The organism is Pseudomonadota bacterium (assembly GCA_013285465.1).
GTDB lineage: Bacteria > Pseudomonadota > Alphaproteobacteria > Micavibrionales > CSBR16-224 > CSBR16-224.
The window spans coordinates 2381796-2398406 of record CP053449.1 but is presented as its reverse complement, the minus strand read 5'-3'; the positions used below and the strand labels follow the sequence as shown (position 1 = coordinate 2398406).

The window sequence follows — 16611 nt, the reverse complement described above, 5'->3', positions numbered from 1 at the left end:
ATGACCGAAAAAGCCGCCAGTAATGACCCCATAGAAGAGGATGCGGAGGTTCTGTTCCGCACGGAGGGGCGGACAGCTATTATTACGCTGAACCGTCCGCGGGCTTTGAACGCCTTGTCCCTGCCGATGTTCCGCGCCATTGATGAGGCGCTGACCGCATGGGAGAAAGATGATAATATCGCCGCCGTGGTTATCAACAGCAGCAGCGCGCGCGCCTTCTGCGCAGGCGGCGATGTTAAAGCGGTCGCGGTGGAAGCCGATCTGGCGCGCCGCAATAAAGATACCGGCCATGATGTCCGCCACCTGTTCCGTGAAGAGTACAAGCTGAATACCCGCATCCATAACTATCCCAAACCCTATATTGCCTTTGCGCAGGGGATTGTGATGGGGGGCGGTATCGGTGTCGGGCTGCACGGGTCGCATGTGATTGTGACGGAGTCGACAAAAGCGGCAATGCCCGAGGTGAAAATCGGCTTTTTCCCCGATATCGGATTTGGAATATTTTACCGGAAAATGCCCGGCCTCACCGGCCTGTATATGGGGATGACCGGGGAAAGCATTTCCGGGCGCGATATGATGGCGCTGGGGCTGGCGACGCATTTTGTGCCGGAAGGCGACTGGGATGATGTGATGGCGCAGGTGATTGCCGGCGATGCGGAACAGGCTTTGGCGAAATTTGCCTATAGCGGCGAGGAGGCTTTTCCGCTGCAGCAAAAGATTGACCTGTATCTGTCGGGGAAGAGTGTGGAAAAAATCGTCGCGGCGCTGGCGGCGGATGCGATTAGCGACCCGTGGTGTGAAAAAATCCATGATATTCTGCGTGCGGCCTGTCCGACCAGTATCAAGACCGCTTTTCGTCATTTCTATACGGCACGCGGCATGACGCGGGTGGAGGACGTGATAAAAATGGATTACCGCCTGAGCCAGAACATGGCATGGCGGCATGATTTTTATGAAGGTGTCCGTGCCCTGCTGATTGATAAAGACGGTGTGCCGCGCTGGTCGCCGTCCCGCCTGGAGGATGTGCCGGAAAAAGATCTGGATAAGTTGTTCGGCATATGTCTGAATGGTGAAAAAGACCTGATTTTTTGAAAATCGGTTATTCCTTGCCGCATCCTGTGGCATTTCCGTCAAAAAAATCGGTTTTCTAAGCCTTGAAAAAGGTCTAGGATATATCTTGAAAGTCTATTCCCCGGGAGAAGAAGTCCGATGAGTTCACCATATTACGAAATAATCCACCTGATTGAGCGGTTGCACCGCCAGTTTCTTGACGTTTTGAAGGTCGAGCTGGAACGCGCAGGTATCCATGACATCAATAACGTGCAAAGCCTTGTGCTGCACAATATCGGCGATGATGAAATGACGGTCGGCGAGTTAACGGTACGCGGCTATTATCTGGGATCGAATGTGTCCTATAACGTCAAGAAAATGGTGGAAAACGGTTATCTGATTCAAGAGCGCTCCGTCCATGATAAACGCTCGCTGCGTGTGCATCTCTCCGATAAGGGGCGCGCGCTGAATGCGGCGCTTGCCGATCTGTACCGCCAGCACGAAGCGGATCTGGCCGATATCGGCCTGCCGCAGGAGGGGTTGTCGGAGCTGAATGATAATCTGAAAGCGCTGGAGCGGTTCTGGGCGTCGCAAATGACGGGCGGCAATCTGCATATCCCGAAAACGGCGGCGAACTGATCTTTTAAGCCGTATTTCAGGCTTTTCTGTTTTATAAGGAATATTCCAGAGGCAATCTGCCATGTTTGCGTTCTTACGCCGTTTGTTTTTTTTCTCGTCCAAAAAGCGTTACGAAGCGGATAAGGAAATTCTTGAAACAGGCGATGAAGCGGCACGGAAAAAGCTTGCCGAAGACCCGCACACCTCTCCCGAAATGCTGTATTTTATGGCGGAAGACCCGTCGGACAAGGTTCGCGAAGCTGTCGCGGGCAATACGGCCACCCCTTTGCAAATCAGTGAAAAACTGGCGAAAGACGAAAATGCCGATGTGCGTAATGCCTTGGCGGGGCGTCTGGTCAAGCTGTTGCCCGGGCTTTCGACACCGGAACACGGTCAGCTTTTCGGCTTTGCCGTGCAGGCGCTGGCCATTCTGGCGGAAGATGAAATGTTGAAAATCCGCCGCGCATTATCGACAGGTTTGCAGGATATGGGTGTGGCGCCGCCGCATGTGATGGCAAAGCTGGCGGCGGATGTGGAGCGGGAAGTTTCGGAGAATCTGCTGCGCTATTGCAAAGTGATTAGTGACAAGGATTTGCTGGCGATCTTGGCGCATCATCCGGAAAGCTGGGCGGTACAGGCTGTGGCACAGCGCGGAGAGGTCGGCGAGGAGCTGTCGGAGGGGATTTTCAAAACGCTGGATGTGATGGCGGGAAAACTGCTTTTGCAAAACCGCGGCGCGGTGATTGCGCCTGAAACATTGGAGGAAATTGTCGATTATGCGCGTGACTGCCTTGATTGGCATGACTCCATTGCGCTGCATCCGTCCCTCACCTTTGAATTGACGCGCAAGCTGGTCGGTTATGCCGGAAAAACCGTCTTTTCTCTGCTGCAAAAACGGAAAGATTTCGATAAACAAACCAGTGCCGATATTGTCGCCTTGGTAAAACGGCGGATTGAATTTCAGGAAAATACCGCCGAGGGCGATGTTAAAAAACAGGTCGCGGCCTATAAAAAATCAGGAAAACTGGGGACGGAAACACTGCTGGACGCGCTGGCCTGGCAGAATATCAAATTTGTGGAAGAGGCGCTGCACCAGATGACAGGGGTGAAAATCGCCGATATTCACGCAGCGGCGGCAAAACATGATGCGGCATTTATTGTGGCGCTGTGCTGGAAGGCGGGGTTGCAGATGCGTCTGGCGCTGGAATTACAGAAAAAACTGGCGGGGGTACAGCCGCGCAATTTGATTTATGCACGCGGCGGCACCGATTACCCGCTGGAAGAAGACGAGATGAAAAAAATACTGCATATCAAAGACGGGTAAAAAGGTTATAATTTTTTCAAAGGATTTCCCTACAGCTCGCGTCTTAAAGGAAAGGCGTCTGGAGAAGAAAAACCGCTATGGCAACGGAAACGGCGCAAAAACAGGAAGATGATGAATGGATTCGCCGGGCTGCCGGCGGCGACAGGGAAGCTTTTGCGATGCTTGTGGAACGTCATTACGGCAAAATTTATGCGATTGCGTGGAAATTCTGCGGCAATAAGGAAGATGCCGAGGATGTCGCGCAGAATGTCGCGATCAAGCTGGCACGGGTGATGTCCTCCTACCGTTTTGAAGCGGCTTTTACGACATGGCTTTACCGTCTGACGGTGAATGCGGCCAAAGATCATATACGGCAAAGAGGCCGCATCGGTGCGCGTGAAGTGCCGTTGAAACCCGAAATCACGCCTGTGGCGGAAGAAAATCCTGAAAAGAAACTGGAAATGAAAGAGGTGCTGGCGGCGGTGGATGCGCTGCCCGAGGCGCAGCGCGATGTGATTTTGCTGGTCTGCTGGGAGGGACTTAGCCATAAAGAGGCAGCGGATGTACTGGATTGTGCCGAAACCACCGTGTCATGGCGGCTGTTCGAGGCGCGCAAAAAACTGGGTAAAATTGTCCAGACAAAAACAGTGGAGGACGGGAAATGATTGAAGAAAAACGTCTGAAACAGATTTTGCAGCAAATGGATGCGCCCGAAGCCGATAATACGGCGAAGCAGGAGGCGCTGGCGGCGGCAATGGAAGCCTTCGATAATGCGCAGCTGGGAATCGGGCTGGAAGATGCGCATGAAGACAGCGCTGAAAAAAATATCAAAGGAATTGACGGGTATGATCGTCTTAAAGGGGAGAGCGGCAAAAAAAGCCGCACAGATGAACCCTTGAACATATGGAGACGGATCATGAATAAACGTTTTGTAATCGGCGGAATGTCAGGCGCGGTGGCGGCCTGTGCGGTATTGGTTTTACTCGGCGGCCCGATGGAGGTTTACCGGCAGGCTTTCCCCGATCAGGCATCGGGGCATTTGGTGCATACGCAAATGGGGAATGTGGATTACGGCGACCTTCTGGGTTCCAAGAAGAAACAGGATAAAGATACTTCCATGATACGCCCATCCGCAACGGTGCAGGGAACGGTCGGGGAAGAAACGCCTGAAGAATACAGAAAAGCTGTTGAAGCAACGAATATTAAGCGTGCTGAAATTGCAAAACAGGTTGGCAGTAGTGCTTTGCCGACACCGATTGGGCAGATACAAGGACAGCTGAGTATTAGCGGTAGTGGTGGCAAAACCCGCGAATTGGCGAAAAAGGAACAATACCGCCCGCGCCGTCAGGCGATGACATTGGCAGAAAGCGTCGGGCAGGAACGGCTTGACCGCGGCAAAGGAGCGTCTATCGCGGATGGACGGATGGAAGCCGACCGTATGGCGGTCGAAAACCGCGCCATGCCCGCAACCTCGCCTGCCGTCAATATGCCGGTGGAAAGCAAAATTATGGCAGAGGAGCAGGAGCGCGTTGCCCCCGGCATTATTGCGCCGCAGCCGCCGATTGTTGTGCCAACGCCCGAGCCTGTGATTACGATGCCTGTCCCCGATGATCAGGTGGTGGTGCATTATCAGGATGAGGGGCGCGACCGTTTTGAGGAATTTCCTGAAAATCCGGCGAAAGCGGTGGCGGCGGAGCCTGTCTCGACATTCTCCGCAGATGTTGATACCACGGCTTACAGCTTTGTGCGCCGCGCCTTGAATAACGGTGTGTTGCCGCCGAAAGATGCCGTACGTATCGAGGAAATGATCAATTATTTCCCCTATGATTACGCCTTACCGGAAAGCAGGGAAGAACCCTTCCTGCCGAATATCGCGGTCTATGACAGCCCGTGGAAAGCCGGAAACAAGATCATGCATATCGGCGTGAAAGGCTATGACACGGTCAGCGAGAGCCGTCCGCGCGCCAATCTGGTGTTCCTGCTGGATACATCCGGGTCGATGAATGCGCCCGACCGTCTGCCGCTGCTGATCAATGCAATGAAACTGCTGGTGGACAAGCTTGACCCCAATGACACGGTCGGTATCGTCACCTATGCCGGACGGGCGGGAACGGCGCTGGAGCCGACCAAAGTCTCTGAAAAGCATAAAATCATCAATGCGCTGGAACAGTTGCGTTCCTCTGGCTCGACGGCCGGTGCGGCGGGGATCCAGAAAGCCTATGCGATGGCGGAGGCAAGTTTTGACAAAAACGCCGTTAACCGCATTATTCTGGGTACGGATGGTGATTTCAATGTCGGTATCAGCAATCCGCGCGAATTGCAGGATTTTGTCGAAAGAAAACGCGACAGCGGTGTGTTCCTGTCTATTCTCGGTTTCGGGCAGGGGAATTTCAATGACCGCCTGATGCAGGTGCTGGCACAAAAAGGCAACGGCCATGCCGCTTATATCGATACGCTGTCCGAGGCACGGAAAGTGCTGGTGGAAGAGGCGTCCTCAACGCTGTTCCCGATTGCCAAAGATGTGAAAATCCAGGTGGAATTCAACCCGAATCTTGTCTCCGAATATCGTTTAATCGGCTATGAAACCCGCGCTTTGGCACGCGAGGACTTCAATAATGATGCGGTAGATGCCGGTGAAATTGGCGCGGGTCATACGGTGACGGCACTTTATGAAATTACGCCGACCTCCGTGCCGCAAAACCGCATTATTGATGATTTGCGTTACGGTGAAGCAGGCGGCGCAGCGGAAAAAGCGGCAGCGGATACGGAAACACCGCAAAGTACGGAAGAGTACGCGTACGTCAAAATCCGCTATAAACTGCCCGCAGAAAACACCAGCCGTTTGCTGACGCGTCCGGTGACATTGCAAGACGGTAAAGCGATGGAAGCCCTGCCGGATGATATGCGCTTTGCCGCAGCGGTGGCGGGATTTGCGCAGAAATTGCGTGGCGGACGTTACATTAATAACATGGATTACGACGCGATTATCGATCTGGCGAAATCAGGGCGCGGTGAAGATGAATTCGGCTATCGCGCGGAATTTATCAATCTGGTGCGGCTGGCAAAATCAGCCTCCGCGATGCGCCCGCAATAACGGGAAAATATGATGGTGAAAAGGAGATAAGGGTATGAGCGTTGCAGCCGAGATAAAAAAACGTTTGATCGGGGCTTTTGAAACAGCCTTGTTTATTCCCAGCGGTATCGAACGTTTTTCCGGCACGCCGCGTGAAACCTTTATCTCTTTTGCCGTTAGTCTGATATCTTTGCCGCTGTCATTTGTCTCGACAAGAATCCATCCGCCGATCGGGACGGAAGCTTTCTCTGCAGATTATGTTTTTTTTGTGCATTTTCTGTCGGGTCTTGCCTCCTTTACGATCGGTTTTCTGATGATCTACGGTTTTGCCCGTTTCGTCACGGGCGGCAACACGAACCGTATCTGGCTTTATTACACGGTTTCAAATTGGATCAGTCTGATATTTATCCCGCTGGGTATGCTGTTTATGGCGCTGCGCTATTACGGTGTTTTTGAGCCGAAAACCCTGGAGGATGTCATGCTGGTACTGCGCCTTTACGGTTACGGTATCGGCGGTTACATGATTTACCGTATTTTCAAACCGCCTGTGGAGCTGGCTGGGGCGCTGGTCTGCTTTATTCTGGTGATGGGGCAGGTTGTCTTGAAAGGTGCTTATACACTGGGCGGTTTGCCTAATGTTGATTATATGGAACGCTATGGCCCTTCTGCCGTTCAGGAAGCCGCTTTGCAGGAAGCGGTAGAGCCAACAACACCGGAAACAGAGGCTGATAGAAAGGAAACGCCCGCTGAAACGCCGCCGCCGACGCGGGAATTAATGGAAAATTAAGACGGCTTCGCTACAATGATAGATGTCTTTGTAGCGAACTGTTTTGATGACTGTGCGAAGTGTCTCTTTGCGCAACACGGAACGGCTACGGAGGCTTAAGAGACGAGGCTTTACGCAATCTGTGCAAAGCATCAAATTTGAACTTAATTACGGAGAAGGACAAGTCACATGAGCATGGAAAATCATCTCCACGCGCTGGAACAGCAACGCGATACTCTCAAAAAAAGACTTCACGAAGAAATGACGCATCCTGCGGCGGATGAACGCGCCTTGCGGGAGCTGAAACGTGAGAAACTTGTCTTAAAAGACCGTATTGAAGAATTAAGGCGAAGTCAGTCGGCGTGACCTCCACGCCCAAATCATCATGATATAACAGGTAAATGATCACAACAGGGCGGGGTTCGCTGCTTCATTGGGCGAACGCCGCCTTTTGTTATCCGCGCGGCGGGATGTTTTCCGGCCCGAAAGCATAGGGCAGTAATTCTTCCAGCGTCAGGATTTTCTTCACATTGCCGGATTTTGTTGCGGCATAGATCGGCATATCGGCTGTGGCGAATTCGTACAGGCGCTGGCGGCAGTCCCCGCAGGGGCCGCAGAGATTTTCATCCGGCGCGGTGATGAAAACGGCTTGCAGCTTTTTTCCGCCTGCCGTGACCATGGCGGAAATCGCCGAGGCTTCGGCGCAAACACCTTTAAAATGCGCGGTTTCGACATTACAGCCGCCGAAAATACGCCCCTGTTCATCCAATACGGCCGTGCCGACAGGGTGGTCGGAATAAGGGCAATAGGCGTTTTTCTGTGCGCCCATCGCCGCGTTTTTCATCTTTTCAAGAATATCAGCGGAAATTTCCGTCATGGCGTTTGTCCTTTAAGCGGCGATTTTTTCACGCACGATGACGGCATCTGCCGCATCACCGGCGGTTGCGACTGTGACGGCATCCGCCAGCGCAGCGGCGGTTTTTTGCCAGTTTTCTTCGGATTGTGCGTGGATGATGGCCAGCGGTTTGTTGTTTTTACCGACAATATCGCCGATTTGCGCGATCTCCGTCAGTCCGACGCTGTGATCGATACCGTCCTGCGGGCGGGTGCGGCCGCCGCCGATACCGACAATGGCAAGGCCGATTTTGCGGGCATCAACTGCGGAGAGCGTGCCTGTTTCTTCAGGGAAGAATTCGCGGATGACAGGCGCAGCTTTCAGATATTTTTCCGGTTTATCCATGAAATCGGCGGGGCCGCCCAGTACCGTCACCATTTTGGCGAAATGTTCGGCGGCCTGACCGTTTTCCAGCACGGCATCGACCATGCCGCGGGCGATATCCGTATCCTGCGCCAGCTTGCCAAGCACCAGCAATTCGGCACAAAGCGCGGCATTGACCTCGTAAAGGCGCGGATTGCGGTTTTCACCGCGCAGGAACTCTACGGATTCCAGCACTTCAACGGCATTGCCTGCCGTCCGGCCCAATGTCTGGTTCATATCGGTCAGCAGCGCCACCGTCGGCAAGCCGCCGCCATTGGCAACCTGTACGATGCTGTCTGCCAGTGCCTTGGCATCATCATAATCGCGCATAAAGGCACCTGTGCCGAATTTGACATCCATGACAAGACCGTCCAGCCCCGCCGCCATTTTCTTGGACAGGATGGAGGCAGTAATCAGATCAAGCGATTCCACGGTCGCGGTGACATCACGGATGCTGTAAATGCGTTTATCGGCAGGGGCAAGGTCGCCCGTTGCGCCGATAATGGCGCAGCCTGCCTCGCGCACAGCTTTGCGGAACAGCGCATTATCGGGCATGGATTGATAGCCGGGGATGGAATCCATCTTGTCCAATGTGCCGCCCGTATGTCCCAGCCCGCGGCCTGAAATCATCGGCACGAAACCGCCGCAGGCGGCGATGACGGGGGCAAGGATCAGGCTGACCTTATCGCCGATGCCGCCGGTGGAATGTTTATCCAGAATAGGCCCGCCGAGGTCTTCTCCCGACCAGTCCAGTACCTCTCCCGACCCTGCCATGGCGGTCGTCAGGGCGACGCGTTCATCCATCTCCATCTTGTTGAACAATACGGCCATGCAGAAGGCGGCGACTTGTCCTTCGGTGACGCTGTCATCCGTCACGCCTTTGATGAAGGCTTTGATCTCGCTTTCACTCAGTTTTTCGCCGTCGCGTTTTTTGCGGATGATTTCCTGTGGCAGCATGGTCTAAATTCCTTGTCTTTAATGGGTTTTGTCGCGTATCTTATGCTCAAAAGATTAGTATTTTCTTGGCTGAAAAGAAAGAGCTTATCAAAAAGCCGCCCGGAAGATTAAAAATTAAAACAATAAAAAGAGGGAAAACAAAAAAATGACAACAAAAACCCCCATCACAGTCGCGCATGGCGACGGCATCGGCCCGGAAATTATGGCGGCGGTTCTGCATATTCTGGATGCGGCAGGGGCGCAGCTTGAGATTGAAACCATCGATATCGGCGAGAAAGTCTATAAAAGCGGCACGCCCTCGGGCATTGCCGACAGCGCATGGGAATCGCTGGAACGTACAAAATGCTTTCTGAAAGCACCAATCACGACACCGCAGGGCGGCGGTTTTAAAAGCCTGAATGTGACAGTGCGCAAAACGCTGGGCATGTTTGCCAATATCCGCCCTTGCGTCTCCTATGCGCCTTATGTACGCACATTACAGCCGAAAATGGATATGGTGATCGTGCGCGAGAATGAGGAAGATATCTATGCGGGGATTGAACACCGTCAGACGACCAATACGGTGCAGGCTTTGAAGCTGATTTCCCGCGCCGGGTCGGAAAAGATTATCCGCTATGCCTTTGAATATGCGCGGCTGGCGGGGCGCAAAAAGGTCTCCTGCATTTCCAAAGACAATATCATGAAAATGGCTGACGGGCTGTTTCACAAGGTTTTTGACGAAATTCGCGCCGAATATCCCGAGATTGAAAGCGATCACTGGATTGTCGATATCGGCGCGGCGCGCATTGCCTCCCGCCCCGAACAGTTTGATGTGATCGTCACCGAGAATCTTTACGGTGATATCTTATCCGATATTGCGGCGGAGGTTGCAGGCTCGGTCGGGCTGTGCGGTTCGGCGAATATCGGGCGGCGCGGTGCAATGTTCGAGGCCATCCACGGCAGTGCCCCCGATATTGCGGGCAAAGGCATTGCCAATCCGTCAGGGCTGCTGCATGGCGCATTATTAATGCTGCAACATATCGGTCAGACGGATGTGGCGGAAAATATCCACAATGCCTGGCTGCGCACATTGGAAGACGGCGTACATACGGGCGAGATTGCCAGTGCGGAACATACGGTCGAGACGGTGGGTACAGACGGTTTTGCCAAGGCGGTTGTGGCACGGCTGGGGCGGAAACCGGAAAAACTGCCTGTGGCCTCTTATGGCGAGGGGCGTATGGATATGGGGTTGTTTGTCACAAAACTGCCGCCCCGTCAAAAGAAAGAGCTGGTCGGCGTGGATGTGTTTCTTGACTGGTCGGAGAGTGCGACACCCTCGGCACTGGCAAAGAAACTGAACGCCGTTCAGACAGGCGGGCCGGATTTATCCTCGATTGCCGTCGGCGGCTTGAAAGTCTGGCCCTATGCGCTGGAAGATCACCGCATCGCCGATCACTGGTGCTGCCGCTATATGTCGGCAGACGGGGAGGAACTGACCGGCGGCCAAATCGCGGAATTGCTGGCGGCACTGTATAAGGCCGGTTTCGATGTCGTAAAAACCGATAACCTCTATCATTTTGACGGTCAGCGCGGCTTCAGCCTCGCACAGGGGGATTGATGCTGATCTCTTTGCTTTAATGTACTCAATTAGTTAAAAGCTACCAAGAAAATTTTTCGTCATTTGGCTCAAATCCGTTCCAGAAGTTTTCTGCATACGCCTTATATATTGATCTTGTGGAGTTAGAAATATTACCAACATTCAATATAAGAAGTTCCATTGGATGAATGATTTCTGAAACAATTTCAATTAATATTTTTTCATCTCCCCATTTCAGATTTTCTGTTTTTGAAGAAACCTTTTGTGATCGATGAACTAAGTAATTATTACGATGTCTAACTAAACTCTTCACTACATCATGCGTTTTTAAATATTCCTCTAGTCGTAATAACCCATTCAGAAGTTCTTTGTGTCGATTTTGAAATTCACTTTCTGCTTGGGTGTAATTTAGTTTAATGATTTCAAGGACTCCCTGTTTTCTTAGTAATTCGTGCAGGGAATGGAACGAAGACGGATTGTCTTTTTTATCTATGATAAGTTTTGATATTCCTATTAAAGTTTCATTAAGAAGGCTTCTTCTTAGGGCATTCCATACGTTACCAGCATAAGTATTTATAAATTTATCAGACACTTCCTCTTTATCTGCGGCTATTAGAATTTCATAATTTACGTAGAGCCATTTTGTTTCGGCACAAATATTTTCAGCTATAACCATTAGCTTTCTGTATAAAACGTCACTGTTGTTTTTATTTTTCATTGGTACTCCGATGTCTAAGTAATGGATTCAAATCAATGGGGTGTGGCTGTAAAAATTACTTTGGTTTTATTGGTCTTTTATAGTTTATTACTGGACAATACGAAAGAATTTGTATTTAGTTCTTAATATCTAAATACATAAATATATTTCAAGGATGAAAAAATGAAAAAGTACATGGCTATAACTATAATTTTATGTGGAATATTTAGTATATCAGGATGCGCTACTTTAACTGAAGATGCTATGACACCTATTGCGATTTCCTTTAGCGATGGGGTAGAGGGGAAATGCCAACTCCAAAATAAGCGTGGCGTCTGGACGGCGGAACTTCCCACCACAATTTATGTTAGAAAATCCGATGATGGCTTGAAATATGACTGTAAAACAGATGATGGTAGAGAAGTAGTCGGCATGATCCCTAGTGAAATGGGTGGAAAAATTATTGCTAGCGCAGTATTTTTGGACTTCGGAATTACAGACGCTATAACAGATAAACATAGACGTTATCCCGAGAGTTTTGTGGTACCCGTTAAAAAGAAAAAATGATGAAACGTCCTGTTTCTAGAGTACTTCTATATCTTTTATTGGAGATAAAAGGCGCAGAGTTAATTGCGGAATCCGGCAGGGTTCTGGATTGCCGCGCTCCCGCTGGTCGCTCGCAATGACGGAGGGGGCGGGGCATTAAAGGCTGAGGGCGGCGGTTTCTAAGCGGCGGATTTCGTCGCGGAGTTTGGCGGCTTCCTCGAAATCCAGATCGGCGGCGGCGGCTTTCATTTGTTTTTCCAGTTTTTTGACATGGTTTTCGAGGTCTTTGCCGGCCAGATTCAGGATTTCGCCGTCAATTTTGACCAGCGCGCCTGTTTCCTCTTTTTCCGCCATGCTTGCGGCAATGGCCTTTTTCACGGTTTCCGGTGTGATGCCGTGTTCGGCATTATAAAGCTGCTGTTTCTCGCGGCGGCGGGAGGTTTCCTCCAAAGCCGCATTAATACTGTCGGTCATCTTATCGGCGTAAAGTATCACGCGCCCGTCAACATTCCGCGCCGCGCGGCCAATGGTTTGAATCAGGGAGGTACGGCTGCGCAAAAAGCCTTCCTTATCCGCATCCAGAATGGCGACCAGCGCACATTCGGGAATGTCCAGCCCTTCGCGCAGCAGGTTGATGCCGATCAGCACGTCAATTTCGCCCAATCTCAATTCACGGATAATCTCGATACGTTCCAGCGTTTCGACATCCGAATGCATATAGCGCACTTTCACGCCTGCCTCGACCATATATTCGGTTAAATCCTCGGCCATGCGCTTGGTCAATGTCGTGACCAATGTGCGGTAGCCTTTGGCGATCACTTCGCGGCATTCCGTCATCAGATCATCGACCTGATTTTCCACGGGGCGGATCAGGACCGGCGGGTCGATCAATCCGGTCGGGCGGATGACCTGTTCCACAAAGACGCCGCCCGTTTGTTCCAGCTCCCACGGGGCGGGGGTGGCGGAAACGAAAACCGATTGCGGGCGGATGTCCTCCCATTCCTCGAATTTCAGCGGGCGGTTATCCATACAGGCAGGCAGGCGGAAACCGTATTCGGACAGATTGGTTTTGCGGGCGCGGTCACCATTATACATGGCGCGGATTTGCGGCACCATGACATGGCTTTCATCCACAAACAGCAACGCATCTTCGGGCAGATATTCAAACAGCGTCGGCGGCGGCGCACCGGGCGCACGCCCTGTCAGATAACGGGAATAATTTTCAATACCGGGGCAGATTCCGGTGGCTTCCAGCATTTCGATATCGAATTGCGTGCGCTGGTCAAGGCGCTGCGCCTCCAGCATTTTTCCTGCGGCTTCAAATTCCGCGATGCGGGTTTTCAAATCCTCTTTGATCTGTTTCAGCGCCTGCTGCATGGTCGGTTTCGGCGTGACATAATGGCTGTTGGCGTAAATCTTGACAGCGTCAAGACTGCCGGTCTTTTTGCCTGTCAGCGGATCAAAGCTTGTGATCTCCTCCAGCTCATCCCCGAACAGGGAGAAACGCCATGCGCTATCCTCAAGGTGGGCGGGGAAGAGTTCGACCGTATCGCCGCGCACGCGGAAACAGCCGCGCGAAAAATCAATATCATTGCGTTTGTAATGCAGCGCGACCAGATTGCGGATGAAATCATTGCGGTCCATGACCGCGCCTTTTTTAACGGAGAAAGCCATCGCCTGATAGGTTTCCACATCTCCGATACCGTAGATGCAGGAGACGCTGGCAACGATAATCGTATCCCGCCGCTCCAAAATGGCGCGGGTGGCGGCGTGGCGCATACGGTCGATCTGTTCATTGATCGCCGAATCCTTCTCGATATAGGTATCGGTTTTCGGGATATAGGCTTCGGGCTGGTAATAATCGTAATAGGAGACGAAATATTCCACGGCATTATGCGGGAAAAACCCTTTCATCTCCGCATAAAGCTGCGCGGCGAGGGTCTTGTTCGGGGCAAGGATCAGCGCAGGGCGCTGTGTCTGCATAATGACCTGCGCCATGGTGAAGGTCTTTCCCGATCCGGTGACGCCAAGCAAAACCTGATTGGCTTCGCCCCTGTTCAGTCCTGTCATCAGCTCCGCAATCGCGCGCGGTTGGTCGCCTGTGGGGGTGAAATCCGTTTCCAGCCGGAAGGGCAGAATTTCCGTGCCATCGCCGTCATAAACGATAGCAGGGTCGAGCATGGTTTTTTTGACCATGACGTGCCGCGCCTATTTGCGTTGTACGGAGGCGTTCCGCGTGCCGCCCTTGCACGGGAAATAATGATACAGCGCCAGCGCAATCGCGGGGGAGGCGATGAAAGCATCATGCTGCGGCTGTTTTTTCAAATATTGTGTGACATGAAGAATCACATCTTCCAGCTTCATTTTGCCCGGTACGCAGAAATCAACCGTCGGGGCGGTTCCCAGCGAATGAATCAGGCGGTGATAATCGACGACGCCGGCAATATAGCTGGCGCAGGTTTCCTGACGGGCTTTTTCGCCGCTGTCACACATGGTCAGCAGATCCAGCGCCGTCAGATAGGCCGCGTCGCTTTTTTTGGTGAAGCACAGGCATAATGCTGCTGCACAGATCAGGGTTAGCGCAAGGTTTTTCATCGCTTTTGCATCCGTTTTAAAATTAAGGAGACGCACCATAACATCTTTTAAAGGGTTTTTTAAGGAAGTTTTGTCAGGATAGGCCATGATGATGAAGAATTTATTTTACCGGCAGACTTGTCTTTCATGCGAATTCCGTGTTTCATAAAGATAATATCCGCTATTTGACCACGATAATTTAGGAGTGTGTTTCCATGAAAAAAACGATTACGGCCCTTACTGCGGCCACGCTATTCTTTGCCGCATCACCGTCTTACGCGCAGGTGATTGACGATGCCGGGGCTGCAAAACTGCAAAATATTATTCAGGAGCAGATCGATTACGCGGATAAGGTTTACGGCAATATCCCCTCCATGAAGTTAAAACATGAGGGCGAAGTGAGCGTGACCCAACATGACGGTTATTATCAGGTCGTGCTGCCGGAATATGCGCTGGAAATGGAGCATCCGACAAATGCGGCGGATAAGCTGCTGGTTGATTTCGGCCAGATGGTGATGAATGTTGTGCCGGAAGGCGATGATGCGCTGAATATGAGCGTTGCGATGCCGATGCCGATTTTGGGGAAAGATTCCACAGGGCAGGAAGTCTTTCAATTGAATATCGGTCAGCAAAAGGCGCATGCGCTTTATGTGCCGTCAATTTCAGCGACGCCGAAATACAGCTTTTCCTATCAGGATGTCAAAATGGCGATGCCCGCAGCCGGTATCACCCTGACAATTAACGATTTAAGCGGGATGATGAATCTTGAACCCGATGCGAGCGGCTATTACAGCGGCCCCAGCAAATTTTCAGCCAATATGCTGAAGATTGATTCTTTCAGTGAACAGGAAGGCAATTTCTTTGTCGGTATCGGCGATATTGTCCTGACGGGAACCTCCGAAGCCTTTGATCTGGCGGGAATGACGCAGTTCCAGAAAGAAATGGGCGAAGCTGATATGGAGAATATGACGGCTGAAGAAAGTGCCGCCTATGCTAATAGTATCGTCACCCTGATGCTGGAAGCGGCAAACGGCATGGATACGGATTTCTCCCTGAAAGATATGACGGTGAATTTCCAGCCGGTCGGTCGTGATGCGGTCTCTTTCTCGATTAAAGATACCGGTTTCGGTTTCGGTCTGAACGGTATGCGCGGTGAAAATATTTCGGTCCGGCTCAGCGGAAATCTGAACGGTTTGTCCATTCCGGGCATTCAGGCTGATTTCCAGCAATATATTCCGACGCTGATCGACTATAAAATGAATGTTACCAATATGCCGATGAAAGGCTTGTTGTCGCTGTTGAGTACGGCATTGCAGCCGGATGCGCGCGGTGCGGAAGGTTTGAATATGGCGGCAATCCAGCAAATGCTGAGCGAGGCCGGAACCAAATATACGCTTGAAAACCACGCTGTTGATATGCCGGCTTTGGGAACATCGCTGAAAGGTGAGGCGGTTGCCGACAATACGGCCATGTTCGGATTTACGGCACAATTCTTCGGACGGTTGCGTAATTTGAACGAGATGCTGGCGGAAAGTCAGGCAAAAGCGCAGGAACTGCCGCCGATGATGCAGCAGGCGCTGATGCCGTTGATGCTGGTACAGCAGCTTGGCAAGCCGGGAACGGATGAAAAGACCGGACAATCCGTCTTAACCTATGATTTCGTCGTCAGCCGTGAAGGAAAAATGCTGGTGAACGGTCAGGATGCCATGATGATGATGATGGGGGGCGGTCAGCAACCGCCGCAACAACAGCCGATGCAGCAGCAGGCCCCGTAAAGAAAGAATTTGGAGCACAGTAAAAAAAGAAAAGGCCTCCTTTCGGGAGGCCTTTTTAATATCTGTGATGCAGGTTTTCTAGCGGCAGGGGAAGGCCGCCGCCAGAGCTTCTGCGGTGACGCTGCGGGCAGGGCGGTTCAGGCTTTCCGGATGTTTCTCCATATAGCGCACGGTAATATCGCGCAGCTGCTGGCTTTTGACGCTGACCTTATGGCAGGAGGCCGCACTTCCCAGCAATTCATCGGCAACACCTGTGACATAACCCGCGCAGTAGCCGTAATCGGTATTAAAACTGCTGCCGCACATTTGCAGTAATTCCTGCGCCGTCAGGTAATAGCTTTCCGCCTGCGCCTTTTCCGGTGCGGAAAATGAGGCGGCCAGCACAAAGCCTGACATCAGCAAAAGACGTTTCATATAT

General features: G+C 51.8%; 16 protein-coding genes. 10 read left to right on the top strand and 6 right to left on the bottom strand.

Translation table 11 applies throughout. The features are described 5' to 3' along the window. The 7 genes from HND56_11505 (at position 1) to HND56_11475 (ending at position 7176) form a co-directional block, all read left to right on the top strand. Entirely contained in the window at positions 1-1092 is a 1092-nt protein-coding gene (locus HND56_11505; GenBank protein ID QKK06275.1) for an enoyl-CoA hydratase/isomerase family protein, read from the top strand. 117 nt (positions 1093-1209) lie between these two features. Further along, positions 1210-1689: a winged helix-turn-helix transcriptional regulator gene (locus tag HND56_11500; protein QKK06274.1), complete on the top strand. Its 480-nt coding sequence runs from the start codon at positions 1210-1212 to the stop codon at positions 1687-1689. Between the two features lie 61 nt (positions 1690-1750). After that, positions 1751-2992 carry a DUF2336 domain-containing protein gene (locus HND56_11495; GenBank protein QKK06273.1) on the top strand — a complete coding sequence of 414 codons (1242 nt, stop codon included), beginning with the start codon at positions 1751-1753 and terminating at the stop codon, positions 2990-2992. Positions 2993-3069: 77 nt separating this feature from the next. Further along, positions 3070-3636 (top strand): RNA polymerase sigma factor, encoded by a 567-nt coding sequence (locus HND56_11490; protein QKK06272.1) that lies wholly within the window; start codon positions 3070-3072, stop codon positions 3634-3636. Between the two features lie 389 nt (positions 3637-4025). Next, positions 4026-6065: a VWA domain-containing protein gene (locus HND56_11485; protein QKK06640.1), complete on the top strand. Its 2040-nt coding sequence runs from the start codon at positions 4026-4028 to the stop codon at positions 6063-6065. A gap of 34 nt (positions 6066-6099) precedes the next feature. Further along, positions 6100-6831 (top strand): hypothetical protein, encoded by a 732-nt coding sequence (locus HND56_11480; protein QKK06271.1) that lies wholly within the window; start codon positions 6100-6102, stop codon positions 6829-6831. Between the two features lie 168 nt (positions 6832-6999). Further along, the gene (locus HND56_11475) at positions 7000-7176 is read left to right on the top strand and encodes a DUF465 domain-containing protein (protein ID QKK06270.1); all 177 of its coding nucleotides are present in this window, start codon (positions 7000-7002) and stop codon (positions 7174-7176) included. An 88-nt stretch (positions 7177-7264) separates the two neighbouring features. Here HND56_11475 and HND56_11470 read toward each other — a convergent pair whose 3' ends face one another. Together HND56_11470 and deoA are read right to left on the bottom strand one after the other, a co-directional pair. Continuing rightward, a complete protein-coding gene (locus HND56_11470; GenBank protein QKK06269.1) occupies positions 7265-7687 on the bottom strand; it encodes a cytidine deaminase in 423 nt (140 codons plus the stop codon). 12 nt (positions 7688-7699) lie between these two features. Next, positions 7700-9025: a thymidine phosphorylase gene (gene deoA, locus HND56_11465; protein ID QKK06268.1), complete on the bottom strand. Its 1326-nt coding sequence runs from the start codon at positions 9023-9025 to the stop codon at positions 7700-7702. Positions 9026-9170: 145 nt separating this feature from the next. Between deoA and HND56_11460 the strand changes: the two genes are divergently transcribed. Then, positions 9171-10622, top strand: a complete 1452-nt coding sequence (locus HND56_11460) for an NADP-dependent isocitrate dehydrogenase (GenBank protein ID QKK06267.1) — start codon at positions 9171-9173, stop codon at positions 10620-10622. A gap of 40 nt (positions 10623-10662) precedes the next feature. Here the strand turns inward: HND56_11460 and HND56_11455 are convergent, their stop codons facing one another. Further along, positions 10663-11319 carry a hypothetical protein gene (locus HND56_11455; GenBank protein QKK06266.1) on the bottom strand — a complete coding sequence of 219 codons (657 nt, stop codon included), beginning with the start codon at positions 11317-11319 and terminating at the stop codon, positions 10663-10665. Between the two features lie 162 nt (positions 11320-11481). Between HND56_11455 and HND56_11450 the strand changes: the two genes are divergently transcribed. After that, a complete protein-coding gene (locus HND56_11450; GenBank protein ID QKK06265.1) occupies positions 11482-11865 on the top strand; it encodes a hypothetical protein in 384 nt (127 codons plus the stop codon). Between the two features lie 135 nt (positions 11866-12000). Here the strand turns inward: HND56_11450 and uvrB are convergent, their stop codons facing one another. Further along, positions 12001-14040 carry an excinuclease ABC subunit UvrB gene (gene uvrB, locus HND56_11445; GenBank protein QKK06264.1) on the bottom strand — a complete coding sequence of 680 codons (2040 nt, stop codon included), beginning with the start codon at positions 14038-14040 and terminating at the stop codon, positions 12001-12003. A gap of 12 nt (positions 14041-14052) precedes the next feature. Next, positions 14053-14439, bottom strand: coding sequence for a hypothetical protein (locus HND56_11440; protein ID QKK06263.1), 387 nt, complete (start codon positions 14437-14439; stop codon positions 14053-14055). A 194-nt stretch (positions 14440-14633) separates the two neighbouring features. Between HND56_11440 and HND56_11435 the strand changes: the two genes are divergently transcribed. Continuing rightward, complete coding sequence (locus HND56_11435; protein ID QKK06262.1) at positions 14634-16193, top strand: hypothetical protein; 1560 nt, start codon at positions 14634-14636, stop codon at positions 16191-16193. Positions 16194-16271: 78 nt separating this feature from the next. On the opposite strand, the gene HND56_11430 is transcribed toward HND56_11435, so the two are convergent. Beyond that, positions 16272-16607 (bottom strand): hypothetical protein, encoded by a 336-nt coding sequence (locus HND56_11430; GenBank protein QKK06261.1) that lies wholly within the window; start codon positions 16605-16607, stop codon positions 16272-16274. Between the last annotated feature and the right edge of the window lie 4 nt (positions 16608-16611).

Bases quoted from the DNA above. Each gene is read 5' to 3' on its own strand.
- HND56_11505 (QKK06275.1), top strand. From the start codon at position 1: ATGACCGAAAAAGCCGCCAGTAATGACCCCATAGAAGAGGATGCGGAG.
- HND56_11500 (QKK06274.1), top strand. From the start codon at position 1,210: ATGAGTTCACCATATTACGAAATAATCCACCTGATTGAGCGGTTGCAC.
- HND56_11495 (QKK06273.1), top strand. From the start codon at position 1,751: ATGTTTGCGTTCTTACGCCGTTTGTTTTTTTTCTCGTCCAAAAAGCGT.
- HND56_11490 (QKK06272.1), top strand. From the start codon at position 3,070: ATGGCAACGGAAACGGCGCAAAAACAGGAAGATGATGAATGGATTCGC.
- HND56_11485 (QKK06640.1), top strand. From the start codon at position 4,026: ATGGGGAATGTGGATTACGGCGACCTTCTGGGTTCCAAGAAGAAACAG.
- HND56_11480 (QKK06271.1), top strand. From the start codon at position 6,100: ATGAGCGTTGCAGCCGAGATAAAAAAACGTTTGATCGGGGCTTTTGAA.
- HND56_11475 (QKK06270.1), top strand. From the start codon at position 7,000: ATGAGCATGGAAAATCATCTCCACGCGCTGGAACAGCAACGCGATACT.
- HND56_11470 (QKK06269.1), bottom strand. From the start codon at position 7,687: ATGACGGAAATTTCCGCTGATATTCTTGAAAAGATGAAAAACGCGGCG.
- deoA (QKK06268.1), bottom strand. From the start codon at position 9,025: ATGCTGCCACAGGAAATCATCCGCAAAAAACGCGACGGCGAAAAACTG.
- HND56_11460 (QKK06267.1), top strand. From the start codon at position 9,171: ATGACAACAAAAACCCCCATCACAGTCGCGCATGGCGACGGCATCGGC.
- HND56_11455 (QKK06266.1), bottom strand. From the start codon at position 11,319: ATGAAAAATAAAAACAACAGTGACGTTTTATACAGAAAGCTAATGGTT.
- HND56_11450 (QKK06265.1), top strand. From the start codon at position 11,482: ATGAAAAAGTACATGGCTATAACTATAATTTTATGTGGAATATTTAGT.
- uvrB (QKK06264.1), bottom strand. From the start codon at position 14,040: ATGGTCAAAAAAACCATGCTCGACCCTGCTATCGTTTATGACGGCGAT.
- HND56_11440 (QKK06263.1), bottom strand. From the start codon at position 14,439: ATGAAAAACCTTGCGCTAACCCTGATCTGTGCAGCAGCATTATGCCTG.
- HND56_11435 (QKK06262.1), top strand. From the start codon at position 14,634: ATGAAAAAAACGATTACGGCCCTTACTGCGGCCACGCTATTCTTTGCC.
- HND56_11430 (QKK06261.1), bottom strand. From the start codon at position 16,607: ATGAAACGTCTTTTGCTGATGTCAGGCTTTGTGCTGGCCGCCTCATTT.